Source organism: Ahrensia marina, from assembly GCF_042140245.1.
Taxonomy (GTDB): Bacteria; Pseudomonadota; Alphaproteobacteria; order Rhizobiales; family MH13; genus MH13.
This window is the reverse complement of sequence record NZ_CP159483.1, coordinates 3,451,085-3,473,421: the sequence shown is the minus strand read 5'-3', so window position 1 is coordinate 3,473,421 and position 22,337 is coordinate 3,451,085. Positions and strand designations below refer to the sequence as shown.

Genomic DNA, 22,337 nt, shown 5'->3' with positions numbered 1-22,337 from the left:
GAAGAAGACCGTCTGCTGTTCGTCCGCCTCAGATCGTGATGTCGCTTAGTTGTCGAAGTAGCCGTGGCTCGGACCAACCCGGCGTACCACTTGCTCACCATCCTGTTCCGGGCGGGTGAGGCGGCCAAGCGCTGAGAAGCTCATCCCGGCATCGTCCAAGGCGCGGGTTTCAGGGTCGCTGGCCATATCGGGTCGCGCGGTTGGCTGCGGCACCTGTGGGCCGGTTGGGGCAGCCGCAATCCGGGTCGACGCGCGCAACTCCTCCAGCACCACCGCGGAGGGCGTGCAGCGATTGTCGGGGTCGAAATTTTCCCGGTACGCAAAGGCATAGCTTTGCGTGGTGTAGGGTTCGCCGGTGAGCGTGTTCATCATCGCATCGACCTGTTGGCCAGGGTTGCGATAGGCAAACAGCTCAACGCTCGTCCCAGGGCACATGGCGGCACAGAGACTGCGATCTTCATCGAACCGGTCGCGCGTGGTGGAAAAGCTGATTGGCCAATAAAATCCGTCACTTGTGCGCACGCACATGGTGCGAAACGTGTTGCCTCGCAGGCGAAACTCTGGCTCGCGGGTGAACTCACCGGGACGATCAAAGCCTCTGGTGCGCGGTTGGCCAGGCATCACAATACCTGACGGATCATCGGGGCGCCGCGCCACATAGGTCGGTTGCGAGCGGATGCCGAAAATCGCTTCCAGCAGATTGCCTGGCTGTACCGATTGACGTGCCTGCTGCTGAATCTGTCGTTGGCCGGGGCCACACTGCGTCGCGAATGCACGTTCCAGCTCAGCAATCCGCCGTGGATCACCGCGACCGCCCCCACCGCCGGAGCGTGCAAGCTGGCGCTGCATCTGGTTCAGATTGGCCTGCATCTGATTGAGCGTCGCCACAATCGAACCGCATTGCGGTGAAGCACCAAAGGCGCATTGGAACCGGTCGAATGCGCCTTGCGCGCGGGCCATCTCGCGCATTTGCTGATTGATGGATTGTTGCAGCTGGCTCGATCCGCCACCGCCGCCATTATGGAGCGCCGCCAACTCGCTTTGAATACGCGCGCACGAGTTCTGAGCGTGAGCTTGAGAGGTAAAGCCAAGACCGAGCGCGAAAACAGCCGCTCCAAGCGTCAACGCCTGGCGTTTCAAGGCCTTTTTCCAATCGTGATGGGCTGTTGCCGTCACGTGCTCATCCACCTCGCGGTTGCCATATCAGAATGCTGAAACGGGTTGATCATTCAACGCGCCAGCAGCCGATAGGTTCATCCTAGCCACCTAGGGTTAGCCAAAGGTTGGCCAAACCGTGGCAATCGACCATGTGGTGGTATCAGGGCCTTAATGAACCCAAGATGAATGATGCTCGTTGTGCGAGGTCGGGCGTTTGGCAGGGCGCGTGTCAAACTGCGGCAAGCGCTCGCGCGCACAGGGTGTAAGGCCCTGTTCTGTGCATTTGGCTGTGTAAGTGGCAACCTCAGACGCGTCGTCCAATTCGAGCACAGCGCCCTCGCTGACTTTCAGCCAAAGCGTTGCAAACAAAAGGCTTTCTTCGTGTGTCAAACTCATGGCACTACCTTCCCTGATCGACCGACCCCTCTCTTGGCGGAGGTTGCCGGTTGCGGATCTCAAGTTTCGGCACACTGCACCAGCCCCACTGGGCGCGCCGTGTTGTTCATCACACCTTCGGTCCGCCTGCATCGATCACGACACGTTGCACACCTGCACTGATAAAAGGATTAAGGCTTGACGAGTTTGCCCAAAACACGGCAGGGAAAAGGCCATGTTTAGGCCGTATGATTATCAAAGCCCTGCTGAAGCTGCTCTAATGGCAGCCATTAGCATTGTGGAGATTTGCAGCTAGCGCACTCACCGCTGGCACGGCCCCGTTTTGCTCCCATCCTACTGAAACGGTTCCTCGCCAGCGGCGGGCTAACCTCTTGTGCGTTACACCTGTAACGCTTTCTACGATGGAACGAGCACAATGACTTTGCAGTTCACCAACACCGCGACACGCTCGAAGGAACTCTTCGTTCCGATCGATGACAAGAATGTGCGCATGTATGTGTGCGGGCCGACGGTCTACGACTTTGCCCATATCGGTAATGCACGGCCTGCCGTGGTGTTTGATGTGTTGTTCCGCCTGCTGCGCCACGTCTACGGCGAGGATCACGTCACCTATGTTCGCAACATCACCGACGTGGATGACAAGATCAACGCCCGTGCAGCGCGAGACTTCCCCGATCTGCCGTTAAACGACGCCATTGCGCGAGTGACCGAAAAAACAACTGTGCAGTACCACGCGGACCTGGCTGCGCTGGGATGCCTTGAACCGACGCACGAGCCACGCGCCACCGCCCACGTCCCCGGCATGATCGCCATGATCGAAACACTGATCGGCAAGGGCAACGCCTATGTCGCTGAGGGTGATGAAGGCCAGGAGGTGCTGTTCGACACGGCGAGCATGGACGGATCATCCGGGCCCAGCTATGGCGCGCTCTCAAAACGCAATCTGGATGAGCAGAAGGCGGGGGTCCGTATCGATGTTGAGGGCCATAAAAAGAACCCTGGTGACTTTGTGCTCTGGAAGCAGTCCTCCGCCGAGGAACCGGGATGGGACAGCCCGTGGGGCAGGGGGCGTCCGGGCTGGCACATCGAATGCTCAGTGATGAGCGCCCACCATCTGGGCACCACGTTCGATATTCACGGTGGCGGGCTCGACCTCATCTTCCCGCATCATGAAAACGAGATCGCCCAAAGCTGCTGCGCCCACGGGACAGACAAGATGGCCAACACTTGGTTGCACAATGGCTTTGTGCAGGTCGAAGGGCGGAAGATGTCCAAGTCCGAGGGCAACTTCGTCACGATTCATGATGTGCTGCACACCGAAAAGGTGGGCGGGCGAAAGTGGCCGGGTGAAGTCGTACGGCTAGCCCTTTTGATGACGCACTACCGCGAACCGATGGATTTTTCGGTCAAGCGACTGGAGGAAGCGGAAAACTTGATGGCCAAATGGCCGGAACCGGAGCCAAGCGATGCACCGTGCCCGCCGGATGTGTTTGAAGCGCTGCTCGACGATCTGAACACACCGGCCGCCTTGCAAGGCATGCAGCGGCTTTGCACGCGTGATACCGCAGGCTTTGCAGCGGCGGCTGCCGTTTTGGGCGTTGCCAAGGCAGCAGCACCCAGCGTTGATCTCTCACCGGCGGAAGCGGAAGTCATCGACCGAGAAGTCGCCACCCGCCTGGGCTTCATCGCGAACAAAGACTGGGGCAATGCCGACCGCATCCGCGATGAATTGGCAGGCCGTGGCATCGCGTTGAAAGACGGCAAAGACCCGGAAACCGGAGAACGCACAACGACGTGGGAAGTGAAGCGATGACCACCTCGCTCTCCGGTGGTTGCCAATGCGGCGCGGTGCGCTACCGCGTGACCGGCACGCCCGAAACGCCCCATCTCTGTCACTGTCGCATGTGCCAGAAAGCCTCCGGCAACTACTTTCTGCCATTGGCCTGGGCGCCTGGCGACATGCTCACCATCTCGCGCGGCGCGCCGTCTTGGTTCCACTCGTCTGACCCGATCCGCCGCGGCTTTTGCTCAACTTGCGGCACGCCGCTGTTCTATGACCCGATATCCGAAGAGGGCGTGGCATTCACGCTGGGCAGCTTGGATGATCCAGCGGCTTTGCCGCCCGCCGCCAATGATGGTGAGGCAAGCCGCGTCCCCTTTTTCCAGGCGCTTTGCGATCTCCCGTCTGATGAGATCGGCCAGGATGATCTGTCGCCGGTGATCACGGCCACAAACCACCAGCATCCTGATCGCGACATAGAGAACTGGCAGGTGAAACGATGATCGGTCCCTACTCTGGCGGCTGCCAATGCGGCGCCGTGCGTTATCGTTTCGAGACGCTTGGTAAAGCGAGCATCTGCCATTGCCGCATGTGCCAAAAGGCAGTGGGCAACTATTTTCTGCCTCTGGTCGAAGTGGAAGGGTTCGAATGGACGCGCGGTGAGCGCGGTCTGTTCGCCTCATCCAACCTGTCCAATCGCGGCTTCTGCACCAAGTGCGGCACGCCGCTGACGCTTGAGACCGATGAGATCGTCGAGGTGGTCATCGGCACGATGGACGACCCATCCATCGTGCCCATTGAGTACCACGCCAACACCAATGATCGCCACGAGGTGGTGATGTGCCTGAACACCATTCCCGATGCGGCTCCTGAACGCCGTGAGGAAAACGATGCGTGGAACGCGCGCATCATCTCGCACCAGCACCCCGACCACGACACAGAAACGTGGGAGCCAAAACAATGACCCAAGAAACACATCAAAAAGAACGCCTCTATCTCTTCGATACCACGCTCCGTGACGGCCAGCAGACGACCGGCATCGATTTTTCGTTGGACGACAAGATCACCATCGCGCGCATGCTCGATGAGTTGGGCGTGGACTATGTTGAGGGCGGCTATCCGGGCGCGAACCCCACCGATTCCGCCTTTTTCGAAGAAACGCGAACCCAGAATGCCACCTTTACCGCCTTTGGCATGACGCGGCGCGCGGGTGTTTCCACCTCCAATGATCCGGGCCTGAAAGCGCTGATCGATGCAGCGGGCGATGCCATCTGCTTTGTGGCCAAGAGCTGGGACTATCATGTGCGGGTGGCGCTAAAAACCACCAACGAAGAGAACCTCGCCTGCATTCAGGACAGTGTGATGGCAACGCTGGCCGCTGGCAAAGAGCCAATGGTGGACTGCGAGCATTTCTTCGATGGCTACAAAGCCAATCCTGAGTATGCCCTGGCTTGCGCTGAAATCGCTTACCAGTCGGGCGCGCGCTGGGTGGTGCTGTGCGACACCAATGGCGGCACGCAACCCGATGAGATCGAAGCCATCGTCAAAACCGTAATGGGAAAGGTGCCGGGCACGCATCTCGGCATCCATCCGCACAACGACACCGAGCAGGCTGTTGCGAACGCGCTGGCGGCGGTGCGCGCGGGCGTGCGGCAAATCCAGGGCACGCTGAATGGCATTGGAGAGCGTTGCGGCAATGCCAACCTCACCAGCCTGATCCCAACGCTGATGCTCAAAGAGCCCTATGCCAGCCAGTTTGAGATAGGGGTTACACCCGAGCAGCTTTCCAAGCTCACCGTCACCAGCCGCACGTTCGATGAAATTTTAAACCGCGCGCCGGATCGTCATGCGCCCTATGTTGGCGCTGGCGCCTTTGCCACCAAGGCCGGTATTCACGCTTCGGCCGTGCTGAAAGAGCCGGAGACCTATGAACATGTGCCACCTGCTGTAGTGGGCAACACGCGACGGGTTCTGGTGTCGGACCAAGCTGGCAAATCCAACCTTCTCGCCGAACTTGGCCGACTTGGGATAGTGTGCGACCCGAAGAACTCCCGTCTCAACGATCTGCTTGCAGAGCTGAAGGAGCGCGAAGCAGCCGGCTACAGCTATGAAGGCGCCGATGCCTCACTGGCGCTGCTTGCCATGGCCCGACTTGGCACTGTGCCGACCTACTTCAAAGTGGAAAGCTACAAGGTGGCCGTCGAGCGTCGCTTCAACGCGCTGGGTCAAGAGATCGATCTCTCTGAGGCGGTGGTGAAGGTGGACGTTGACGGGCAGCGGCTGATGTCGGTCGCCGAAGGCAACGGGCCGGTGAACGCGCTGGACAATGCCCTGCGCAAGGACCTTGGCCGCTTCCAGTCGGTGATCGAGTCGCTGGAGTTGGTGGACTACAAGGTGCGTATCCTCAACGCCGGGACGGCAGCTATAACGCGCGTTCTGATCGAGAGCGAAGACACCGCCACGGGCGAGCGCTGGTACACGGTTGGCGTGTCAGAAAACATCGTCGATGCCAGTTTCCAAGCGCTGGAAGACTCCATCACCACCAAGCTGATGCGCGCGGATGGGCTGATGATGGCCCCGGCGGCGGAGTAAGCTCGTGACCTGTCCCATGGCACGCGAGAGCAACACGTCTGACCTTCCAGGTTTGGAGGTGCTCTACCCGGCAGCCTTTCCTGACGAGGACTTGCTGGCCTTGGTGCACGACCTGGCGGTGGAGCCGAATGTGCTGTCGCTCGTGCTCGACCAGTCTGGTGCGATCATCGGGCATGTCGCCTTCACGCCATGCACAATCCAGGGCGATCGCCAACCACTTGCCCTGCTTGGACCGCTGGCGATCCATCCAGACTGGCAGAAGCAGGGGTGGGGTGGCGCCCTAGTGCGCGAAGGGTTGGCGCGCCTGCGAAAACAAGGTGTTGCTGGGGTCCTCGTCCTCGGTGACCCAGCTTATTATGGCCGTTTCGGATTTGTAGCTCAGGCAAACCTATTCCCGCCGCATCCTTTGCCAAAAGAATGGGCAAGCGCCTGGCAATCCTTAGCTTTGGGTGATGAAAAGCTGGGCGGGGGGCAGTTGAAAGTCCCAAAGGTTTGGGACGATCCAAAACTCTGGGCAGAGTAGGTCTACAAGCGCTCAAGCGTTTCCTCGTCGCCTTCCAGGGCCGCCTCTGACAACGCGGCGACCTCGGTGCGCAATTTGGGTACGATCTCGCTTACATCTTCCGTGATCAGATAGCGGATCATGGTCTGCTGGGTGATGAAACCTTCGTCGATCATGTGATCCATGAGTTCGGTCAGTGGTCCCCAAAACCCGCCAATATCGGCAAGCAGCACCGGCTTTTTGTGACGGCCGAGCTGCGCCCAGGTGATCATCTCCACCACTTCTTCCAGCGTACCGATCCCGCCAGGCAGCGCGACAAAAGCGTCCGCCTCATCGAACATACGGCGCTTGCGCTCGTGCATGTCGTCGGTGATCACCAGATCTTCGACACGGCGCAGCATCACCTCGCGTTCTTCCAGGAAACGGGGGATGACACCGGTCACCTTGCCGCCCGCATCCAGACAGGCACGTGCGACCGTTCCCATAAGGCCGACCGATCCGCCGCCATAGACAAGCCGTATGTTGGAAGAGGCCAACGCCTCGCCGAGGCCTTGGGCGGCACGTTCGTAGGCGGGATTTTCGCCGGTGCGTGAGCCGCAATACACGCACACTGAAGTCAATTTGCTCATGGCTCTTGAGTGACACTGGGCAAAGCAAGCGTCAACCACCGTTATCCCTGGCCAATGGCCTTCCTTGCGTGCACTGCAAAACGGTACTAAACCCAACAGAATCGGGCTGTATGAAGGAAATGTGATGAACTCTGGTGTCGTAGGAGCCATAGCCCTGCTGGCGGTTGGCGGAGCGCTCTATCTTGGATCGACCTATTTGGGCGATTATTTCGGTGAGCCTGATGCTGCAACGCAACAAGCTGTTGGCAGCGAAGAAGGTGAAGCTGAGGCTGGCACCGAACCGCTCGCGCTCGTTCCTGATGCTGCCGAGACAGCGTTGGAAGAAACCGCTGAGGCCGTCACCGAAGCTGTCGAGGGTGCCGCTGATGCAGTTGCTGAGACAGTCGAAGGCGCCGTAGATGCCATCACAGACACTGCCGAGACGGCCAGTGAGGCTGTCACCGAAGAAATGGCTGCGCTGAGCGAAGAAGCAGCTGGCGAAGTTCTTCAAAACCTTGGCCACGATATGCCCGAAGAGGCCTCTGAGCCTGGCACCACGCCGGTGCTTGATGTTGTGCGGGTTGAGCCGACGGGCGATGTTTTGATCGCGGGCAACGCGCCTGAAGGTGAGCGCGTTGGTCTGATCTACAATGACGAGGTCGTTGCCGAAGCCGAAGTGACCGAGGGCGGGGATTTCGTGCTTGTGCCCGAAGAAGCCCTGCCGACCGGCGAAGGTACGCTGGAAGTTGTCGTGATCGATGAAGACGGCAACCGCGAGGCGCAGTCGGACGAGCAGGTTGCGATTGTACTGCCAGAAGAAGGCAATGAAGCTGGTTTCCTTGTTGGCGTCCTGCGTCCCGGTGAGCCGGTCGAAATCATTGAACGTGAAGCACCTGAGGTTGATGTCGCCTCCAGCGGAGAAACAGCAGCAGAGGTTGCTTCGGAGGTCGCTGATACAACCGAGGCCGCCGAGGTCGAAACGGCTGCGCGCACTGAGCCAACAACATCAACAGAGGCAGAGGCTTCCCCGTTTGTTGTTGTGGATGCCATCGAGCTGGAAGGTCAGGAGATTTGGATTGCCGGTGCAGCTGCACCTGGCACCGTTGTCCGTCTCTACCAGGACAACGAACTGCTTGGCGAAACTGTCACCGGTGAAGAAGGCCGCTACCTGTTCGAGGGTGTTCTTAACGATGCCGTAGGCGAGGTCACCGTGCGCGCTGATGCGCTTGACACCGGGTCGGCGGACGTGATCGCGCGTGCTGAAGTGCCGTTCGATATGCCTGGCACAGCAGCCGAGGTTGAGATGGCAGATGCCGACATGTCAGCCGACGATGTGGCCAACGACGATATGGCGGGAGAAGAAACGACCGGCGATGGTATGTCTGACACCGAGATGGCAGACGCCACGGCTGAGACGGCTGACGTGGTGGCAGAGACAGCCAACGCTGCCGCTGACGCTGTTGGTGAAGCCGTAGCAGATGCCGCCGAAAGCGTCGCTGAAACAGCTACCACTGTTGCCGAAGCGGCAAGCGATGCTGTTGAAGCCACCCAAGAAGCGGTTGCCGATGCGGTGGAGCAAGCCGCTGAGGTTGCAAGCGCGGCGACGTCCACCGAAACGTCAGAAGCGGCCCCGGCAACGTCAACCACCGCAACATCGGCCGATGAGACAGAGGTCGCTGCCACCACAGCACCGGCCGCCAGCAATGAGCGCGTCTCAGTGCTCGATACCGGTCGCGTGATCATCCGCCGTGGCGACAATCTCTGGCGCCTGTCGCGCCGTGTCTTCGGTCAGGGTATCCGCTACACGTCGATCTATGATGCCAACCGTGATCAGATCCGTGATCCAGCACTCATCTTCCCAGGCCAGGTGTTCGACCTGCCAACCCCACAAGAAGAGTGGGGCGCCGTGCCTGGAGTGGAAGCGCTGGAGCCTGATCAGATCCCAGGCTCTGACGACGCGCAAAACTAGCGGCAACCGTTTCGCCGCCACACAAGGGGTTGTCGCGGACGCCGCGCGCCCCTATTTCATCGTTAGATGACGATGAATGCCCGGACACAGCATTTCACTCCCGTCGTGCATGATGATGAAGCGTTGGCCCGCATAGCCAAGGCGCTTGCTCACCCTGCGCGTCTGGCGCTCTTGCGCGCTCTGTCGGCGGAACCCTGCTGTTGCGGTCACCTTGTGCGCGATCTTTCACAGCGCGATATGGCGCTTGCGCAATCCACCGTCTCTCAACATCTCCGCGTTTTGGTTGATGCGGGTCTTGTCACCCGCACCGCCTGCGGCGTGGAAAGCTATTTCAATGTGAATGCCCAAGCCGTTGACCGCGCTTTGGCGGCATTTGCCAACCTTACATCTGTTGGCTCGACATCGGTGCGGCCAGCCAACGAACCTTTTGAGAAGGCGTGAGCCCTATGGCGATTGCCGCAGATTCCCCCCACAACAAACCTGAAGCCAACAAGCCTGCGTTGTCAGTGGATGACCGCGCAATGGCCGATACGCTCAAAGTTCTCTTCCCCTATATCTGGCCGAAAGATCGGCCTGATCTGAAACTGCGCATCTACATCGCGCTTTTCATCCTCGTGCTTGCCAAGCTTGTCACGGTCCTGGTGCCCTACAGCTACAAATGGCTCACAGACTCGCTCACCGGTGAACTGGGTGCGCCTGCCAGCGTCCCAGAGTGGCTGATCGTACCGATGATGCTGGTGGTGGCCTATGGCGTTGGCCGCTTGATGATGGTGGGCTTCAATGAGCTGCGGAATGCCCTGTTCGCCAAGGTTGGTCAGCACGCCGTGCGCAACCTCGCCAACGAAACATTCGGCCATATTCACCGCCTCTCGCTGCGCTTCCATCTTCAAAGGCGCACAGGCGGTCTCTCGCGCATTATTGAGCGTGGCACCAAGGGCATTGAGATCATCATCCGCTTCCTGATCCTGACGGCAGTGCCGACGATCTTAGAGTTCGCGCTGATGATTGCCGTCGTTACCTACCAGTTCGACTGGACGTATGCGGGCATCGTGATTGCCATCGTGGTTGCTTTCATCTGGTTCACCAAGGTCGCCAGCGATTGGCGCATCGCCATCCGCCGCGCCATGAACGAGGCCGATACCGACAGCAACACCAAGTCCGTCGATGCAATGCTCAACTACGAGACGGTGAAGTACTTCAACAATGAGGCTATGGAGGCCCGCCGTTTTGATGGGGCGATGGCCAAATATGAAAAGGCGGCCACGCAAACCTTCACGTCGCTGGCAACGCTCAACTTTGGCCAAACCTTCATTTTTACCATCGGCCTGGTCGCCTGCATGATTTTGTCCGCCCAAGCGGTGCAGGCCGGCACCCAGACGCTTGGTGATTTCGTCATGATCAACGCGCTTCTGTTGCAGCTTTGGCAGCCGATGAACTTTTTGGGCTTTGTCTACCGTGAGATCAAACAGGGTTTGGTCGATCTGGAAACCATGTTCGATCTGCTGCGCCAGAACCCGGAAATCACAGATAGCCCCGATGCCCTGCCGCTGGATGTGAGCGGCGGTGCCATACGGTTTGAGGATGTCCGTTTCTCCTACGACCCCAATCGACCGATCCTCAAAGGTATTTCCTTCGAGGTGCCAGCGGGCAAACAGGTGGCACTGGTCGGACCGTCGGGTGCCGGCAAGTCGACCATCTCGCGGCTGCTTTACCGCTTCTACGATGTCAGCGAGGGATCAATCAGCATCGACGGGCAAGACCTTAAAGACGTAACCCAGACGAGCCTGCGTCAGCAGATCGGAATGGTGCCGCAGGATACGGTCCTCTTCAACGATACGATTGCCTACAACATTCGCTATGGACGTCCATCGGCCAGCGAAGAAGAGGTGCACGAGGCTGCTCGTATGGCCCAGATCGCCGACTTCATTGAGCAATTGCCTGACGGGTTTGAAACCCAAGTCGGTGAGCGTGGCCTAAAACTCTCCGGTGGTGAAAAGCAACGCGTTGCCATTGCCCGCACGCTGCTGAAGGCACCACCCATCCTTATCTTGGATGAGGCCACGTCGGCGCTCGACACACAGACTGAGAAAGAGATTCAGGCAGCGCTGGATGTTGTTTCCAAAGACCGCACCACACTTTTGATCGCCCATAGGCTCTCCACTGTGATTGATGCCGACGAGATCATCGTGTTGAAAGCTGGCGAGATTGCCGAGCGTGGCACCCATGATGAGCTGCTGGCGATGAACGGTCTCTACACCACCATGTGGAACCGCCAGCGTGAAGCCAGTGAAGCCGAAAAGAAACTGGCCGAAACCCGCGCCCAGGATGTTGAGGGTGTGATTGATCGCGGTCCACGGGCGGGCGAGCCGAGCTTGGCTTAGGCCTATATCGCAGTTTTCTCGACAGGGGCGAGCGAACCCGGTAGGACCGGCAATCCCCCTGTTCTAATGAGTTTCAACCCTTCATGAGCATTGCCCAATCGATCCGCACCGCCATCCCGCCAATCAACCCGGCGGGCTATCCGTTTATCGGCCTCTTCGCGCTTGCGTCGGTGGCACTCGGCTTTTTGTCGGTCAGCCTGTTCTGGATCGGTGTGGGCCTCACGATCTGGTGCATCCTCTTTTTCCGCGATCCTGCACGGGTTACGCCGGTTGATGATAGCTTGGTGATAAGCCCTGCCGATGGACGCGTATGCTTTGTCGGCCACCGTGCGCCACCGCCAGAGCTCGGCCTTGGTGATCAGCCAATGCGCATGGTGGGCATTTTCATGAACGTGTTCGATGTGCATGTGAACAGGGCGCCCGTGTCGGGTTCCATCACCAAGGTTGCCTACAAGGAGGGGGCGTTTTTCAACGCCGATCTCGACAAGGCGAGCGAGAAAAATGAGCGCAATGGTTTCGTGTTCAACACCCCGCACGGTCCTTTGGCCGCCGTGCAGATCGCAGGATTGGTCGCGCGGCGCATCTTGGCGTGGAGCGCCGAAGGCGACAGTGTGACAGCCGGTGAGCGCATCGGCATGATCCGTTTCGGAAGCCGTGTCGACGTTTATCTGCCGGAGGGTGCCAAGGTAGACGTGGCCATGGACCAGCGCACCCTTGCCGGTGAAACCGTGATTGCACGGTTTGGACAAACGTCCTCTGGCGAACGCTTTCACCGGACGAGCTAATGCGGTTGGCGCTTGCGCCAGAGCAGGAATAGATGCTGTGACTCATACATGAGTGGGTTGTTCCAAGATTTTGAGCCCGGCGGAAAGCCAGGGTCTAAGCGTGGGCGGCGTTGGCGTCGGTTGAACCGAGTGCCGTTGCGCATGGTGTTGCCCAATATGGTCACGCTGTTGGCGCTATGCTCTGGACTGACAGCCATCCGATTGGCGCTGGAAGGGCGGCTGGAACTGGCCATGATGGCGATCCTTCTGGCCGCGTTCCTTGATGCCTTGGATGGCCGGTTGGCGCGCATGCTGAAGGGCACGAGCCGGTTTGGCGCGGAACTGGATTCGCTTACTGATTTTGTGAATTTCGGCGTGGCGCCTGCGCTGATCCTTTACCAGTCATCGCTTTCGGCCATCGACAATCTCGGGTGGATTGCAGCCCTGCTTTACGCCATCTGTGCAGGGCTCCGGCTGGCACGTTTTAACGCGGCCTTGGATGTTGAAGGTCCAGACCATAAGGCTGACTTTTTTGTCGGTGTCCCGGCACCAGCCGGTGCTCTATTGGCTCTTCTGCCGATGTACTTTGCGCTGCTCGGTGGCAACTGGCTCACCGGCTCACCGCTTCTGGTGGCTGCCTACATCGTGGTTATCGGCTTGTTGATGGTGTCGTCGCTGCCAACGTTTTCTGGCAAGCGGTTGGGCGCGCGTCTTCCCTCTGACAGCGTGCTGCCATTGATGGTGGCCATGGCAGCTGGAACCGCGCTGCTGGTGGCCTTCACATGGCATGTGCTCATTGGCCTCTCCTTTGTTTACTTGGCAGCTCTGCCCTTGGGCGTTTGGTACGCCCGCAAACTCGATGCCAAGGCCAAAAAAACCATATCGGCTCTTACCGATGCGCCTGACGAGTGATTTTGTCGTCAGCGCGCTGGTTCGGCGCGTGGAAGGCGAGGGCGCTTATGCCACCGTCGCGCGTCGGGGGGACAACACAGCGGGCGCCATTTTTGTGCTTGTTGATGGGCTGGAAGGCGAGGTCGCTCTTTACGGACCGGCGCCGCCACAAATGGACGATGAGCCTCTACCAGCCGACGCAGCTCTAACCGGCAACCGCCTGTTCGCGGTGATCCCCTTGGAGCCAGAACCAACGCGCGCCGCTGCCGATGAGGCCTTGCAGCGCCAAATGCGGTTTGATCCCGATGTTTGGGTGGTGGACATTGAAGACCGCCACATGCGTGCCTTCGTGCCAGTGGTGGCCAACTAGCCTGCGTTGCGCAGCTTCTCTTCGATCATCGCAGTGCGGTCAGCCAGCGACATGATCGAGCGGGTTTGCGGGCGCGCAGAGGGCTCAGAGCCGGCAGCAGACGCAACCGTTTTTGGCGTTTCACCGCGCATCGCGCCGACAATCATCCGCGCGCTTGCCTCCGGCATCGCATTGAAACGATCGACCAGGGCAAAGGTGTCGCGTGGACTTCCGGTCAGGCCGGTTTTGCCCAGGATCAGCATGCGCGCAAATGCGGTGGACGAAAGCCCAGATGCCCGTGCAAGCACCAACAGCGCATCGCCGTCAGCCTCATCAAGCAGTTTGCCAACAAGAGTGCGGTCCAGGTTCAGCGTTTCAGCAAACAGATCGGCGAGCTTTGATGAGTCACGCAGCGCAATGACGGTCAGGAAGGCCAGATCGGCATCATTGCGCGTTGGGTCGAGTGCTTTGCGGGCTTGCTGAAGGCTCACCGTTCCCGGGCGATCTTCAGCCAGGCGTCGCATGACCGCCCGGCGACCGGCACTATCAAGATTGGCAAAATCCTGCGCGCTGCGGCGTGGATCGGCGGTGCCGGTTGGATAAGCTGGGCGTGCGGGCGCTGCTATGTCCGGCTCTTCTTGTTTTTCAGCTGCTGTTTTGGCGGCATTGGCCACGCCACGCTCCACCAGCTTCTGCGCATCGGCGCTAAACTCGGTTTGCCGATTGTCGAGCAGTGCTTGCAACACCGGCCCGCTTCCATCGGCAACCAGCATGGTAACGTGTTTGCCGTGCAGTGTGTGGTGACGCGCAATCAGGGCACGGATTTCCTCGCTGCCTGTTTCCAGGAAGTAGGCAATGGTTTCATCACCCAACCGATTGGCGCGAATAAGGGTGTGGGCGGCGCGCTCACTAGCGCGCGCCAAGCGATCTGCCAGACCGCTGTTAACGTCCTCCCGGCTTGCGACGGCCTTGGCCAGCGCCACCAGCTCTTCCTCGCTGGCGATCCCAATATAGCCGTGGGCGAGAGCCGTCAGCCGGGCCAGCTCTTCAGAGCGACCACGCGGGGTGAGCGCCAGGAGCGTGGAAACTGCCCCCATCAGCTTGATACCCGCCAGCGGTTTTGAGGCATTTGCGGCAGGTGACGGACTGTTGCTGGAAAGCGCAAGAACGGCATCTGCAGCATTGTCTGTGTCGGCAACCCTGCTAGCACCTGCACTCGGCCCATCGGCTTTGTCTGCCGTGTCGGGCCTATCTCCAAACGTTGGAAGGTGCGCCATAGATGGTCTCGTCATGTTGCCGCGGAAAAGAAGAGCTTTCTTGTGCCAAAACTCCGTTAGCAAAGGATTAACCTTGCCACTTTCTTAATGCCCCAACACGAGGCGAGGCGTGGGCTGATTCGGCTCACCATCCTTGCACCAAACGATGCGCAAAGGGCCTGTTTCTATAGGGCAACTGAAATCCATGGGTGACCGCAGCCAACAACGCAGCTCACGTCAACAGCGCGGCCTCAACAAGGCCGTCAACGCTGATGCACGCGCGCGCCGAGCCACCAAAACGGCAAGCAATGTGGTGCCGCTGCCCCCTGTTGATCGTCCATCGCAAAGTCCACTGCCCAAAGATCATCAAGCGCAGATTGTGCTGTTCACCGGTGTGCAGATCGTCCGCAATGGAACGCAAGGCTAGCCGAGGGCCGATGGGCCGTTTCCTTTCAGGCAAAGCTCTCATCGCTGCTGCATGCGCGCTGATACTGGCCGGTTGCGCCCAAACAGGTGATTTTGGCAGGCAGCGCCCCAATGTCATCAATGACAGTGTTCTGCCCGTCGTTGGTATGGTCTCGACCTACAGCGCTGGCGAACCTGTTTCACACTTCAACTACACCGATGATGAGCGCACCCTGCGCAACCTTGGCTGGACCTTGGTCGTGCCAACTCACTCCCATGATTGGATTGGTCGTACGGCTGCTGAGCTGCAGCGTGCGCAGATCATCCGGCGTCTGGATCTGGTGCTCAGCCCTGAGCGCTACTCGGCCATGCTGTCGGGTGAGCGTTACCGTTCCAGTGATGCGCGCTACGCCCGTATCATGGACGATGCGGTGAAGGATATGGCTGCAATTGAGCCTTACATGGCTTACGTTGCGCGCGTTCGCATCGCCGATGAACAACGTATCAACGCCGCTTTTGGCCTGCCGGATATTGGCGCTTCAGAGCTGGCAGCTGCCCATGGCCGTGTGGCGGAGAACCAGCGCCAGATGGCGTGGGTGAAGCGGGCCATGCTTTTCCGGCTGTATGCCTATCGCTATGCGGTGGATCGATTGATGATCCAAACGCCCTCGCGCTTGGCAGGGCAAACCATTGAGCGTCTCAACGCGCTTGAAGCCTTGATCCAAAATGCAATTGCGGTGGACCTTGAGCAGGCCCCCATCAGCCATCCCGGTCAAATGGTCGATCTGTTGGAGATCGTGGCCAAGGCTTGAAGCATCCTCGTGATCGCAAGAGTTGTCCGGGGCCTTGTGCCGAGGAGCCATTGTCCCATTGTTTTTGTGCAGACACTTGAGACAGGCCAACTGTCTCCCAGACGCTATTGCTCACCACCCGCCTCTTCCAGGTCGGGCCGCACCACAGGTTGCGGCACGCTGGGCGGACCAGAGGGTGTGGCTGGGCCTCGCGGTGTTTGCGAACCATCATCATCGATCTCAGGCTCGGCAAAAGTAAAGGTCGCCAGCGAGCACTGCATTTGCGCCAGCTGATCGCGCAGGGCCGGGCGCAGCGCATTGTAAGTGGCAAGGCCACTGATCCGCACCACTCCCAACGGTCCGTCCATCTCCACCACCAGTGCATCGCGTGGCAATTGCGCCCCGGCAGCTGAAAGATCGCGAGCAAGTGCGGGTCGCATCACCAGCAGTTCCAAACCACCGCCAGAAGCCGCGTTGTGGTTGACCGAGCCAACAACCAGGCCGCTGAGCGTGTGCACTGAGATCGACCAAAAGGGCACGTCCAAGTTGCCAGCAACCCGCACGGCACCGTCGCGCAGATCAAAGCTGCAATAGACGCTGTCCATGCGATCATCGGCGTACCGAAAACTGGGGCGTGGTTCACCGGCTTGGCCAGTGTAAAGACGAGGCGCGGACTGTCCGGCTGGGATAACCTCATCGATCAACACCCCGCGACCAATCGATGGCAGCGCAAAAACGATCACAAAGTGCACCACCAGTGTCGCGAGCAGCGTTAGCGCAAGCCAAAGACCCAGCGCGCTTGCAACTTTGCGCAAGGTGGGGCGTGTGCGAGCTTTGGGCAGCAGAAAATCGATATCACTCATCAGCCGCACCCAGGGCCGGTCGACCCAACAGAGATGGTGGGAAGAGAGGCCTCGCCGCTTTCTGGAACAGAGGTGATTGCGCCGTCGTAGACGTGAAGCACCAGGCTGATCGGCAGGCCTGAGCGCACCAAAATGGAATTGGGCGCATCAGGGCTCGGACCGATGGTCAGTGAAAAGCTACCATCGGCATTGTAGACAATATCTTGGCTGTGAAGCGCTAAGCGCGCTGTAGCCCCGGACTGCGTCTCACCCAGTTCCAGCGTCGCACCACTGGCCTGCGCCAAGGACAGCGTCCAAAGGCGGGCGATTTCAACGAATCCAGAGACGATAATAGAGCAGTTGGGCAGCAGGGCCTGGTCGGCATGGGATTCAAGCGCCACAAAGCGCATACCCTCCGCGCTACCGGGCGGAAGCTGGCCGGAAGAGGCGATATAGGCGTGGGCATAAGGGTCAGCCGCAGCATCGCCGACGGCACGCACAGCTTCCCATGGCCCAATGTGCAACGTACCGGTGGGCCGCAACGTTTGGGTGGCGTAAATGGCACTCACGGTGCCTGCAACAACGGCGGTCAACGCCATCGACAAGAGCCACAACAAACGCGCCATTCTGGATCTAATTCGCCTGCTCAACCCGAAGGTCATCAGGCGCGATCGATGTATCCGAGGTGCCCAGCGCATCGATAGCAAACGATGAGCGCAGCTCACGCGTGTTGGTGGGGTCAAACCTGTTTGCGACGCCTTGCAAGGTCAGCATCAGACCTTCGCTGAGATCGCTGGCTTGAATGGGGCCATGCTCAGAGGCATCGCGTGCGGTTACCAGCTCCACATCATCGCGCACAGCCTCGTCGACGCCGGGAAGCAAGGGTGCTTGGCTGTCGCGGTGCGCCAATTCCATGATCGATTGCCACGTCATAGCTGGCAGACGACCACCTGTGAGATTGGCCGTGGAGGTGAAATCATCATTGCCGTACCAGACGCTTGCCGTGTAGCGACCGGTGTAGCCGATGAACCAGGCGTCTCGATAAGCTTGTGTGGTACCTGTCTTGCCGGCTGCGGAAATGCCCGGCAACTGTGCCCGGCGCGCCGTGCCTGCCTCAATCACCTGATGCAGCATACGGTTCATACCGCCGACCGCATCCGCAGAGAGAATCCGTGGCGCAGCAGGCCCATCCACGGAACGATCGTAGACCAGTTCGCCATCAAGCGTGCGCATCTCCATCACCGCATAGCCGCTGGCGCGATAGCCACCATTGCCGAGCGAGGCGTAAGCGCTGGCCATGTCCAAAGGCGTCACCTCAGCCACGCCAAGTGGCAAGGGGCGGGTGATTGGAAGCTCTGAGCGGATGCCCATATCATAGGCTGTCTCAACAATGAGATCGCGGCCCATCGCTTCGGCCAATCGCACTGGCACTGTGTTGATGGAGCGGGCGAGGGCCGTTGTTAGGGTCACACGGCCACGATAGCTGCGCCCATAGTTGCGCGGGCTCCAGCCGCCTATCGTGATCGGCGCATCGACCACGATGGAGTTGGGCGTGTAGCCATTCTCAAGCGCGGTGGCGTAGACGAACACTTTGAACGACGACCCAGGCTGACGCAGAGCGTGCACGGCACGGTTGAACTGGCTTTGACCATAGTCGCGGCCACCCACCATGGCGCGCACGGCGCCGTCGTTTTCCATCAGAACCGCAGCCGCTTCGCGCACGCGGTAGGCGCGGCCGGATTCAGCCAGATTGTTGAGGACCGCTCGTTCCGCACCCGTTTGCAGGCGGCTATCGAGGGTGGAGCGCACGACCAGTACCCGCTGGCCTGGTGGGGCGATCTCGCGCACCTCTTCGAACACCCAATCCAGGAAATGGTTGGGTGCAGACAGCGCATCGCGCGGAACCGCCGATGCCGGGTTGAGCCGCGAGAACAGCACCTGGCCTTCGGTCAAAAAGCCAGCTTCCACCATGTTGGAAAGCACTTCACTGGCGCGCAGGCGTGCCGCAGCGAGATTAAGGTGCGGCGCGTAGCCAGCTGGGGCTTTATAAAGACCCGCCAGCATGGCTGACTCTGCCAGCGTGATGTCGCGCACATCTTTATCGAAGTAGAACTCTGCAGCAGCCACCACACCAAAGGCGCCGCCGCCCATATAGGCGCGATCAAGATAGAGCTTGAGAATATCATCCTTGGTGAGATTGATCTCCAACCACAGCGCTAAGAACGCCTCGGTGATCTTGCGCATCAGGGTGCGCTCGTTGGAGAGGAACAGGTTCTTGGCCAACTGCTGCGTGATCGACGAGCCGCCCTGCACAACGCCCTGCGCACGCACATTTTCAAGCAGCGCGCGAGTTGTGCCGATAACATCGATACCGAAATGGGAGTAAAACCGCCGATCTTCGGTGGCGAGTGTCGCCTGGATCAGATGATCGGGCATCTCTGAAAGCGGCACACTGTCGTTCTGCAGAACGCCGCGACGCCCAATCTCTTCGCCATAACGATCCAAAATGGTGACCGCGAATGTGTCTTGTTCGCGCCAATCGTTGGAAATGCGGTCAAAGGCCGGCAGCGCGAGAATCAGTGCCAGCACCGCGCCCATGGTGCCGAAGGTTGCAAGTTCATCGACAACTTCCACCGCCATGCGCTTGATGCCGCGCACCCGGAAGCGTTCGAAAAATCGGCGCACCCCGGACATGAAATTGGTCAAAGAACGACCGGTGACAAAGAGAGCTGTGTCCAGCGCTGCATCGATCTCAATAGGGCGCGGCAAGCCCTGGCGTGGCTTGAGCGCAGGGCGTTGCGGCCGGTCGGGCGACGGCGCAGTTGAGGGCTCTGAGGATTCAGTCTCTGGCGGGGTTGAAGGTGTATCGCTCATCGGTGGCGGTCAAACGTCTCGGGCAGCTAGAACAGGTGTCAAAGCAGGGGGCACGCGAAGGTATGGCAAAGCAAAACCAAGCGCTCAAGAGCAAGCTTGGTTGTCAACGCCGCTGCCCATCTTTTACGCGTGCTCGGCGTTGGCCGCCAGCGGTGAATTTGCTAAAGAGCAAAGTCAAGCCAATCTGTGACTTTTCCGCCAGCCAAGGCCCCTGCTGTGGATCAACAAACTGACCCCCGAACATCGCCGACGGACTTGCCGTTTTGGCAGACCAAAACGCTTGAAGAGATGTCGAGCGAAGAGTGGGAAAGCCTGTGCGATGGCTGCGGGCGGTGCTGCCTGTCCAAGCTGGAAGACATTGACAGCGGCGCCATCGCGTTCACCTGTGTCGGCTGCGCACTGCTTGATGGCAAAACGGCACGCTGTAAGGATTACCCCAACCGCTTCGCCAAAGTGCCTGATTGCCTGGCGATCACGCCGGAAATGGCGCGAAACTCCGCTTGGCTGCCACCAACCTGCGCCTATGCACGGATCGCCAATGGCGAGGGATTGGCATGGTGGCACCCGCTTGTATCAGGCACGCAAGAAACCGTGGAAGTGGCCCGAATCTCGGTCGCTGGCCGGGTGATCAGCGAAGATGAGGTCGAGTTGGCCGATCTTGAAGACCATATTGAGAACTGGCCGGATGAGGACCCGATGGTTCCAGCCGAAGAGTATTATCAAGTGGAATCAACGCTCTAACTTCTATTAAAAGAAAATAATCCTAGAAATAGGAAAAAAGTCCTTGACCCACTGTGCTGTGTTGCGGTACATAGTGGGCATCATCGCAGAAATGGGTCAGCCAAGACGATCCATCTAGCGCTTTGGGCGCACGTCTGCGCTCCAAGTTTCCTGCCCACATCTGCCTTTCGTTTCAGCGGCCATGCGCAAGCATTGGCCGCTTTTCTTTGCCCGTCTGCCAAGGCCAACCGAGGAGTCTGAATGCCCGCCACGCCTTTAGAAATGACCGAGGAGCAATGGGCGGCGGTGCGTGCTGCCTATGAAGGCGAGATTTTCACCATCGATGAAATCACCGAACAGTTCGGCATGTCGCGCACCCGGCTTTACCGCCGCGCTGCCCTAGAGAACTGGGCGACGCGCCGTGACTCCCCGCTGGTACCAAGGCGGGCCCACCCACAGCCCCACACCGGCACACCGACCGAAAAACGCGCGGCGCTGGCCGCGCGGCTTTTTCATGCTCTGGAGGAGCGCATAATGGCCATTGAGGAAGAAACAGCCCAGCACGACGCCTCCCACGGCGAGCGCGATGCCAAGGCCCTAACGGCGATGGCCCGGGCGCTCGATATGCTCGGCGAGATGCTCGAAGCAACCGAGGCGAACACCAAAGACACCCCTGTTTCCCAGGAGATCGATGCTGATGAGTTCCGCCACCTGCTTACGGACCGCCTTGATCGACTGCGCCAAGGCAGGGGCGAGTGAGGATTTCACCAAGCGGTTGAGCGATCAGGCCGTCCTGCGGCTGTGTTTCGATTGGGACAGTTGGGCACGGCCTGACCAACGCCCACCGATCAAGGCGTGGTCCACATGGATGCTGATGGGCGGTCGTGGTTCTGGCAAAACCCGTGCGGGGGCCGAGTGGGTGCGCGGCGCCATTGAGGGCAGGGCGCGGTACGCGCCTGAGCCGTGCGGTCATCTGGCTCTGGTAGGTGAAACCTTTGCCGATGCTCGCGAGGTGATGGTGGAGGGCGTTTCCGGTCTTCGCCAGATCGCTCCACCCTGGAATCGACCTCGCTACGAGGCGACCCGCAAACGGCTGGTATGGGAAAATGGTGCGGTGGCCCATCTGTTCTCCGCCGAAGACCCAGAGTCTCTGCGTGGCCCACAATTCGATGGGGCTTGGTGCGATGAGGCAGGGAAATGGAGGTATGGCGAGGAAGCGTTCGACCAGTTGGCGTTCGGCCTGCGCCTGGGTGCACAGCCTCGCTGCGTCGTCACCACCACGCCACGCGCTACGCCTTTGGTGAAGCGACTTATGGATGACCCAAAGTGTATCGTCTCGCACGCCACGAGCCATGCCAATCAGGCGTTTCTGGCCGATGGATTCGTGCAAGGGTTAGAGCAGTCTTATGGCGGCTCACGGCTTTATCGCCAGGAGGTGGCAGGCGAACTGATCGCTCAGCGCGCCGACAGCCTTTGGAAGCGTGACATCATTGATAGCACGCGGCTGAACGAAGCTCCGCCGCTGCGCCGCGTCGTTGTGGCTGTGGACCCACCGGCATCCTCGCATGCCAAGTCCAACGCCTGTGGCATCGTTGCCTGCGGTGTGATGGAGAATGGTGATTTCGCTGTGCTCGCCGATGATACCTGCGGGGCTGCCCGCCCGGAACAATGGGCGGCGCGCGCCATCGATCTGTTCCACCGGGTTGAAGCCGATCTCATTGTCGCTGAATCCAATCAGGGCGGCGACATGGTCCGCTCAGTGCTGGAGCAGGCAAGCCGAAATGTGCCGGTGAAATTGGTGCACGCCAAGCGCGGCAAGTGGCTGCGCGCCGAACCGGTGGCTTATCTCTATGCCCAGGGACGGGTGCACCATGTGGGTGCGTTCGCCGCGCTGGAAGATGAAATGCTCGATTTCGGGCCCGAAGGGCTGTCGGCCCCTGGCCAATCACCGGATCGGCTCGACGCTTTGGTCTGGGCCATCACTGAACTGATGGGCGGCGGTAGCGCGCCCAGACTGCGAAAAATCTAAGTTTCGAAATTCACTCCAGAAGGAGACACA

Annotated in this window: 23 protein-coding genes; 16 read left to right on the top strand and 7 right to left on the bottom strand. The window is 59.7% G+C overall.

The annotated features are described in order from the left end of the window. Window positions 1-45 precede the first annotated feature (45 nt). Both ABWH92_RS16810 and ABWH92_RS16805 read right to left on the bottom strand, forming a co-directional pair. Window positions 46-1,176, bottom strand: coding sequence for a DUF2865 domain-containing protein (locus ABWH92_RS16810; protein WP_375570337.1), 1,131 nt, complete (start codon window positions 1,174-1,176; stop codon window positions 46-48). A gap of 150 nt (window positions 1,177-1,326) precedes the next feature. Next, entirely contained in the window at window positions 1,327-1,554 is a 228-nt protein-coding gene (locus ABWH92_RS16805) for a hypothetical protein (RefSeq protein ID WP_375570336.1), read from the bottom strand. Between the two features lie 415 nt (window positions 1,555-1,969). On the opposite strand from ABWH92_RS16805, the gene cysS reads away from it, so the two are divergent. The 5 genes from cysS to ABWH92_RS16780 are packed head-to-tail and all read left to right on the top strand — an operon-like array spanning window position 1,970 to window position 6,449. Beyond that, on the top strand, window positions 1,970-3,367 hold the full coding sequence (cysS, locus tag ABWH92_RS16800) for a cysteine--tRNA ligase (RefSeq protein ID WP_375570334.1): 1,398 nt from the start codon (window positions 1,970-1,972) through the stop codon (window positions 3,365-3,367). Then, window positions 3,364-3,837, top strand: a complete 474-nt coding sequence (locus tag ABWH92_RS16795) for a GFA family protein (RefSeq protein WP_375570332.1) — start codon at window positions 3,364-3,366, stop codon at window positions 3,835-3,837. The genes cysS and ABWH92_RS16795 overlap by 4 nt, the downstream gene beginning before the upstream one ends. Continuing rightward, entirely contained in the window at window positions 3,834-4,298 is a 465-nt protein-coding gene (locus ABWH92_RS16790; protein ID WP_375570330.1) for a GFA family protein, read from the top strand. Before ABWH92_RS16795 ends, ABWH92_RS16790 begins: the two co-directional genes overlap by 4 nt. After that, the gene (gene cimA, locus ABWH92_RS16785; RefSeq protein WP_375570328.1) at window positions 4,295-5,926 is read left to right on the top strand and encodes a citramalate synthase; all 1,632 of its coding nucleotides are present in this window, start codon (window positions 4,295-4,297) and stop codon (window positions 5,924-5,926) included. Before ABWH92_RS16790 ends, cimA begins: the two co-directional genes overlap by 4 nt. A 16-nt stretch (window positions 5,927-5,942) precedes the next feature. Continuing rightward, window positions 5,943-6,449 (top strand): GNAT family N-acetyltransferase, encoded by a 507-nt coding sequence (locus ABWH92_RS16780; protein ID WP_375570326.1) that lies wholly within the window; start codon window positions 5,943-5,945, stop codon window positions 6,447-6,449. A 2-nt stretch (window positions 6,450-6,451) separates the two neighbouring features. Here ABWH92_RS16780 and ABWH92_RS16775 read toward each other — a convergent pair whose 3' ends face one another. Next, a complete protein-coding gene (locus tag ABWH92_RS16775) occupies window positions 6,452-7,057 on the bottom strand; it encodes a TIGR00730 family Rossman fold protein (protein WP_375570324.1) in 606 nt (201 codons plus the stop codon). A gap of 124 nt (window positions 7,058-7,181) precedes the next feature. Here ABWH92_RS16775 and ABWH92_RS16770 point away from each other — a divergent pair, with 124 nt between their 5' ends. The 6 genes from ABWH92_RS16770 to ABWH92_RS16745 all read left to right on the top strand — a co-directional run bounded on the left by ABWH92_RS16770 (window position 7,182) and on the right by ABWH92_RS16745 (window position 13,411). Beyond that, on the top strand, window positions 7,182-9,005 hold the full coding sequence (locus ABWH92_RS16770; RefSeq protein WP_375570323.1) for a LysM peptidoglycan-binding domain-containing protein: 1,824 nt from the start codon (window positions 7,182-7,184) through the stop codon (window positions 9,003-9,005). Window positions 9,006-9,077: 72 nt separating this feature from the next. Continuing rightward, a complete protein-coding gene (locus tag ABWH92_RS16765; protein ID WP_375570321.1) occupies window positions 9,078-9,446 on the top strand; it encodes an ArsR/SmtB family transcription factor in 369 nt (122 codons plus the stop codon). Window positions 9,447-9,451: 5 nt separating this feature from the next. After that, the gene (locus ABWH92_RS16760; protein ID WP_375570319.1) at window positions 9,452-11,386 is read left to right on the top strand and encodes an ABCB family ABC transporter ATP-binding protein/permease; all 1,935 of its coding nucleotides are present in this window, start codon (window positions 9,452-9,454) and stop codon (window positions 11,384-11,386) included. A gap of 83 nt (window positions 11,387-11,469) precedes the next feature. Beyond that, a complete protein-coding gene (locus tag ABWH92_RS16755; RefSeq protein ID WP_375570318.1) occupies window positions 11,470-12,171 on the top strand; it encodes a phosphatidylserine decarboxylase in 702 nt (233 codons plus the stop codon). A gap of 48 nt (window positions 12,172-12,219) precedes the next feature. Next, a complete protein-coding gene (gene pssA / locus ABWH92_RS16750; RefSeq protein WP_375570316.1) occupies window positions 12,220-13,062 on the top strand; it encodes a CDP-diacylglycerol--serine O-phosphatidyltransferase in 843 nt (280 codons plus the stop codon). Further along, on the top strand, window positions 13,046-13,411 hold the full coding sequence (locus ABWH92_RS16745; protein ID WP_375570314.1) for a DUF1491 family protein: 366 nt from the start codon (window positions 13,046-13,048) through the stop codon (window positions 13,409-13,411). Before pssA ends, ABWH92_RS16745 begins: the two co-directional genes overlap by 17 nt. Here the strand turns inward: ABWH92_RS16745 and ABWH92_RS16740 are convergent. Next, window positions 13,408-14,667 carry a DUF2336 domain-containing protein gene (locus ABWH92_RS16740; RefSeq protein ID WP_375570312.1) on the bottom strand — a complete coding sequence of 420 codons (1,260 nt, stop codon included), beginning with the start codon at window positions 14,665-14,667 and terminating at the stop codon, window positions 13,408-13,410. The two genes, ABWH92_RS16745 and ABWH92_RS16740, sit on opposite strands and share 4 nt — an antisense overlap. A gap of 184 nt (window positions 14,668-14,851) precedes the next feature. On the opposite strand from ABWH92_RS16740, the gene ABWH92_RS16735 reads away from it, so the two are divergent. Next, window positions 14,852-15,073, top strand: a complete 222-nt coding sequence (locus ABWH92_RS16735; protein WP_375570310.1) for a hypothetical protein — start codon at window positions 14,852-14,854, stop codon at window positions 15,071-15,073. Between the two features lie 10 nt (window positions 15,074-15,083). Continuing rightward, window positions 15,084-15,863: a hypothetical protein gene (locus tag ABWH92_RS16730; protein ID WP_375570308.1), complete on the top strand. Its 780-nt coding sequence runs from the start codon at window positions 15,084-15,086 to the stop codon at window positions 15,861-15,863. A 104-nt stretch (window positions 15,864-15,967) separates the two neighbouring features. Here ABWH92_RS16730 and ABWH92_RS16725 read toward each other — a convergent pair whose 3' ends face one another. Genes ABWH92_RS16725 through ABWH92_RS16715 form a run of 3 tightly spaced genes read right to left on the bottom strand, consistent with a single transcriptional unit; the run spans window position 15,968 to window position 19,558 of the window. Further along, the gene (locus ABWH92_RS16725) at window positions 15,968-16,705 is read right to left on the bottom strand and encodes a hypothetical protein (RefSeq protein WP_375570306.1); all 738 of its coding nucleotides are present in this window, start codon (window positions 16,703-16,705) and stop codon (window positions 15,968-15,970) included. Then, complete coding sequence (locus ABWH92_RS16720; protein ID WP_375570304.1) at window positions 16,705-17,310, bottom strand: hypothetical protein; 606 nt, start codon at window positions 17,308-17,310, stop codon at window positions 16,705-16,707. Before ABWH92_RS16720 ends, ABWH92_RS16725 begins: the two co-directional genes overlap by 1 nt. A gap of 7 nt (window positions 17,311-17,317) precedes the next feature. After that, window positions 17,318-19,558: a transglycosylase domain-containing protein gene (locus ABWH92_RS16715; protein ID WP_375570302.1), complete on the bottom strand. Its 2,241-nt coding sequence runs from the start codon at window positions 19,556-19,558 to the stop codon at window positions 17,318-17,320. A gap of 216 nt (window positions 19,559-19,774) precedes the next feature. On the opposite strand from ABWH92_RS16715, the gene ABWH92_RS16710 reads away from it, so the two are divergent. The 3 genes from ABWH92_RS16710 (at window position 19,775) to ABWH92_RS16700 (ending at window position 22,307) form a co-directional block, all read left to right on the top strand. After that, window positions 19,775-20,299, top strand: coding sequence for a YcgN family cysteine cluster protein (locus tag ABWH92_RS16710; RefSeq protein WP_375570300.1), 525 nt, complete (start codon window positions 19,775-19,777; stop codon window positions 20,297-20,299). Between the two features lie 240 nt (window positions 20,300-20,539). After that, the gene (locus ABWH92_RS16705; RefSeq protein ID WP_375570298.1) at window positions 20,540-21,037 is read left to right on the top strand and encodes a hypothetical protein; all 498 of its coding nucleotides are present in this window, start codon (window positions 20,540-20,542) and stop codon (window positions 21,035-21,037) included. Continuing rightward, window positions 20,976-22,307, top strand: coding sequence for a DNA-packaging protein (locus tag ABWH92_RS16700; RefSeq protein ID WP_375570296.1), 1,332 nt, complete (start codon window positions 20,976-20,978; stop codon window positions 22,305-22,307). The genes ABWH92_RS16705 and ABWH92_RS16700 overlap by 62 nt, the downstream gene beginning before the upstream one ends. The last annotated feature ends 30 nt before the right edge of the window (window positions 22,308-22,337 follow it).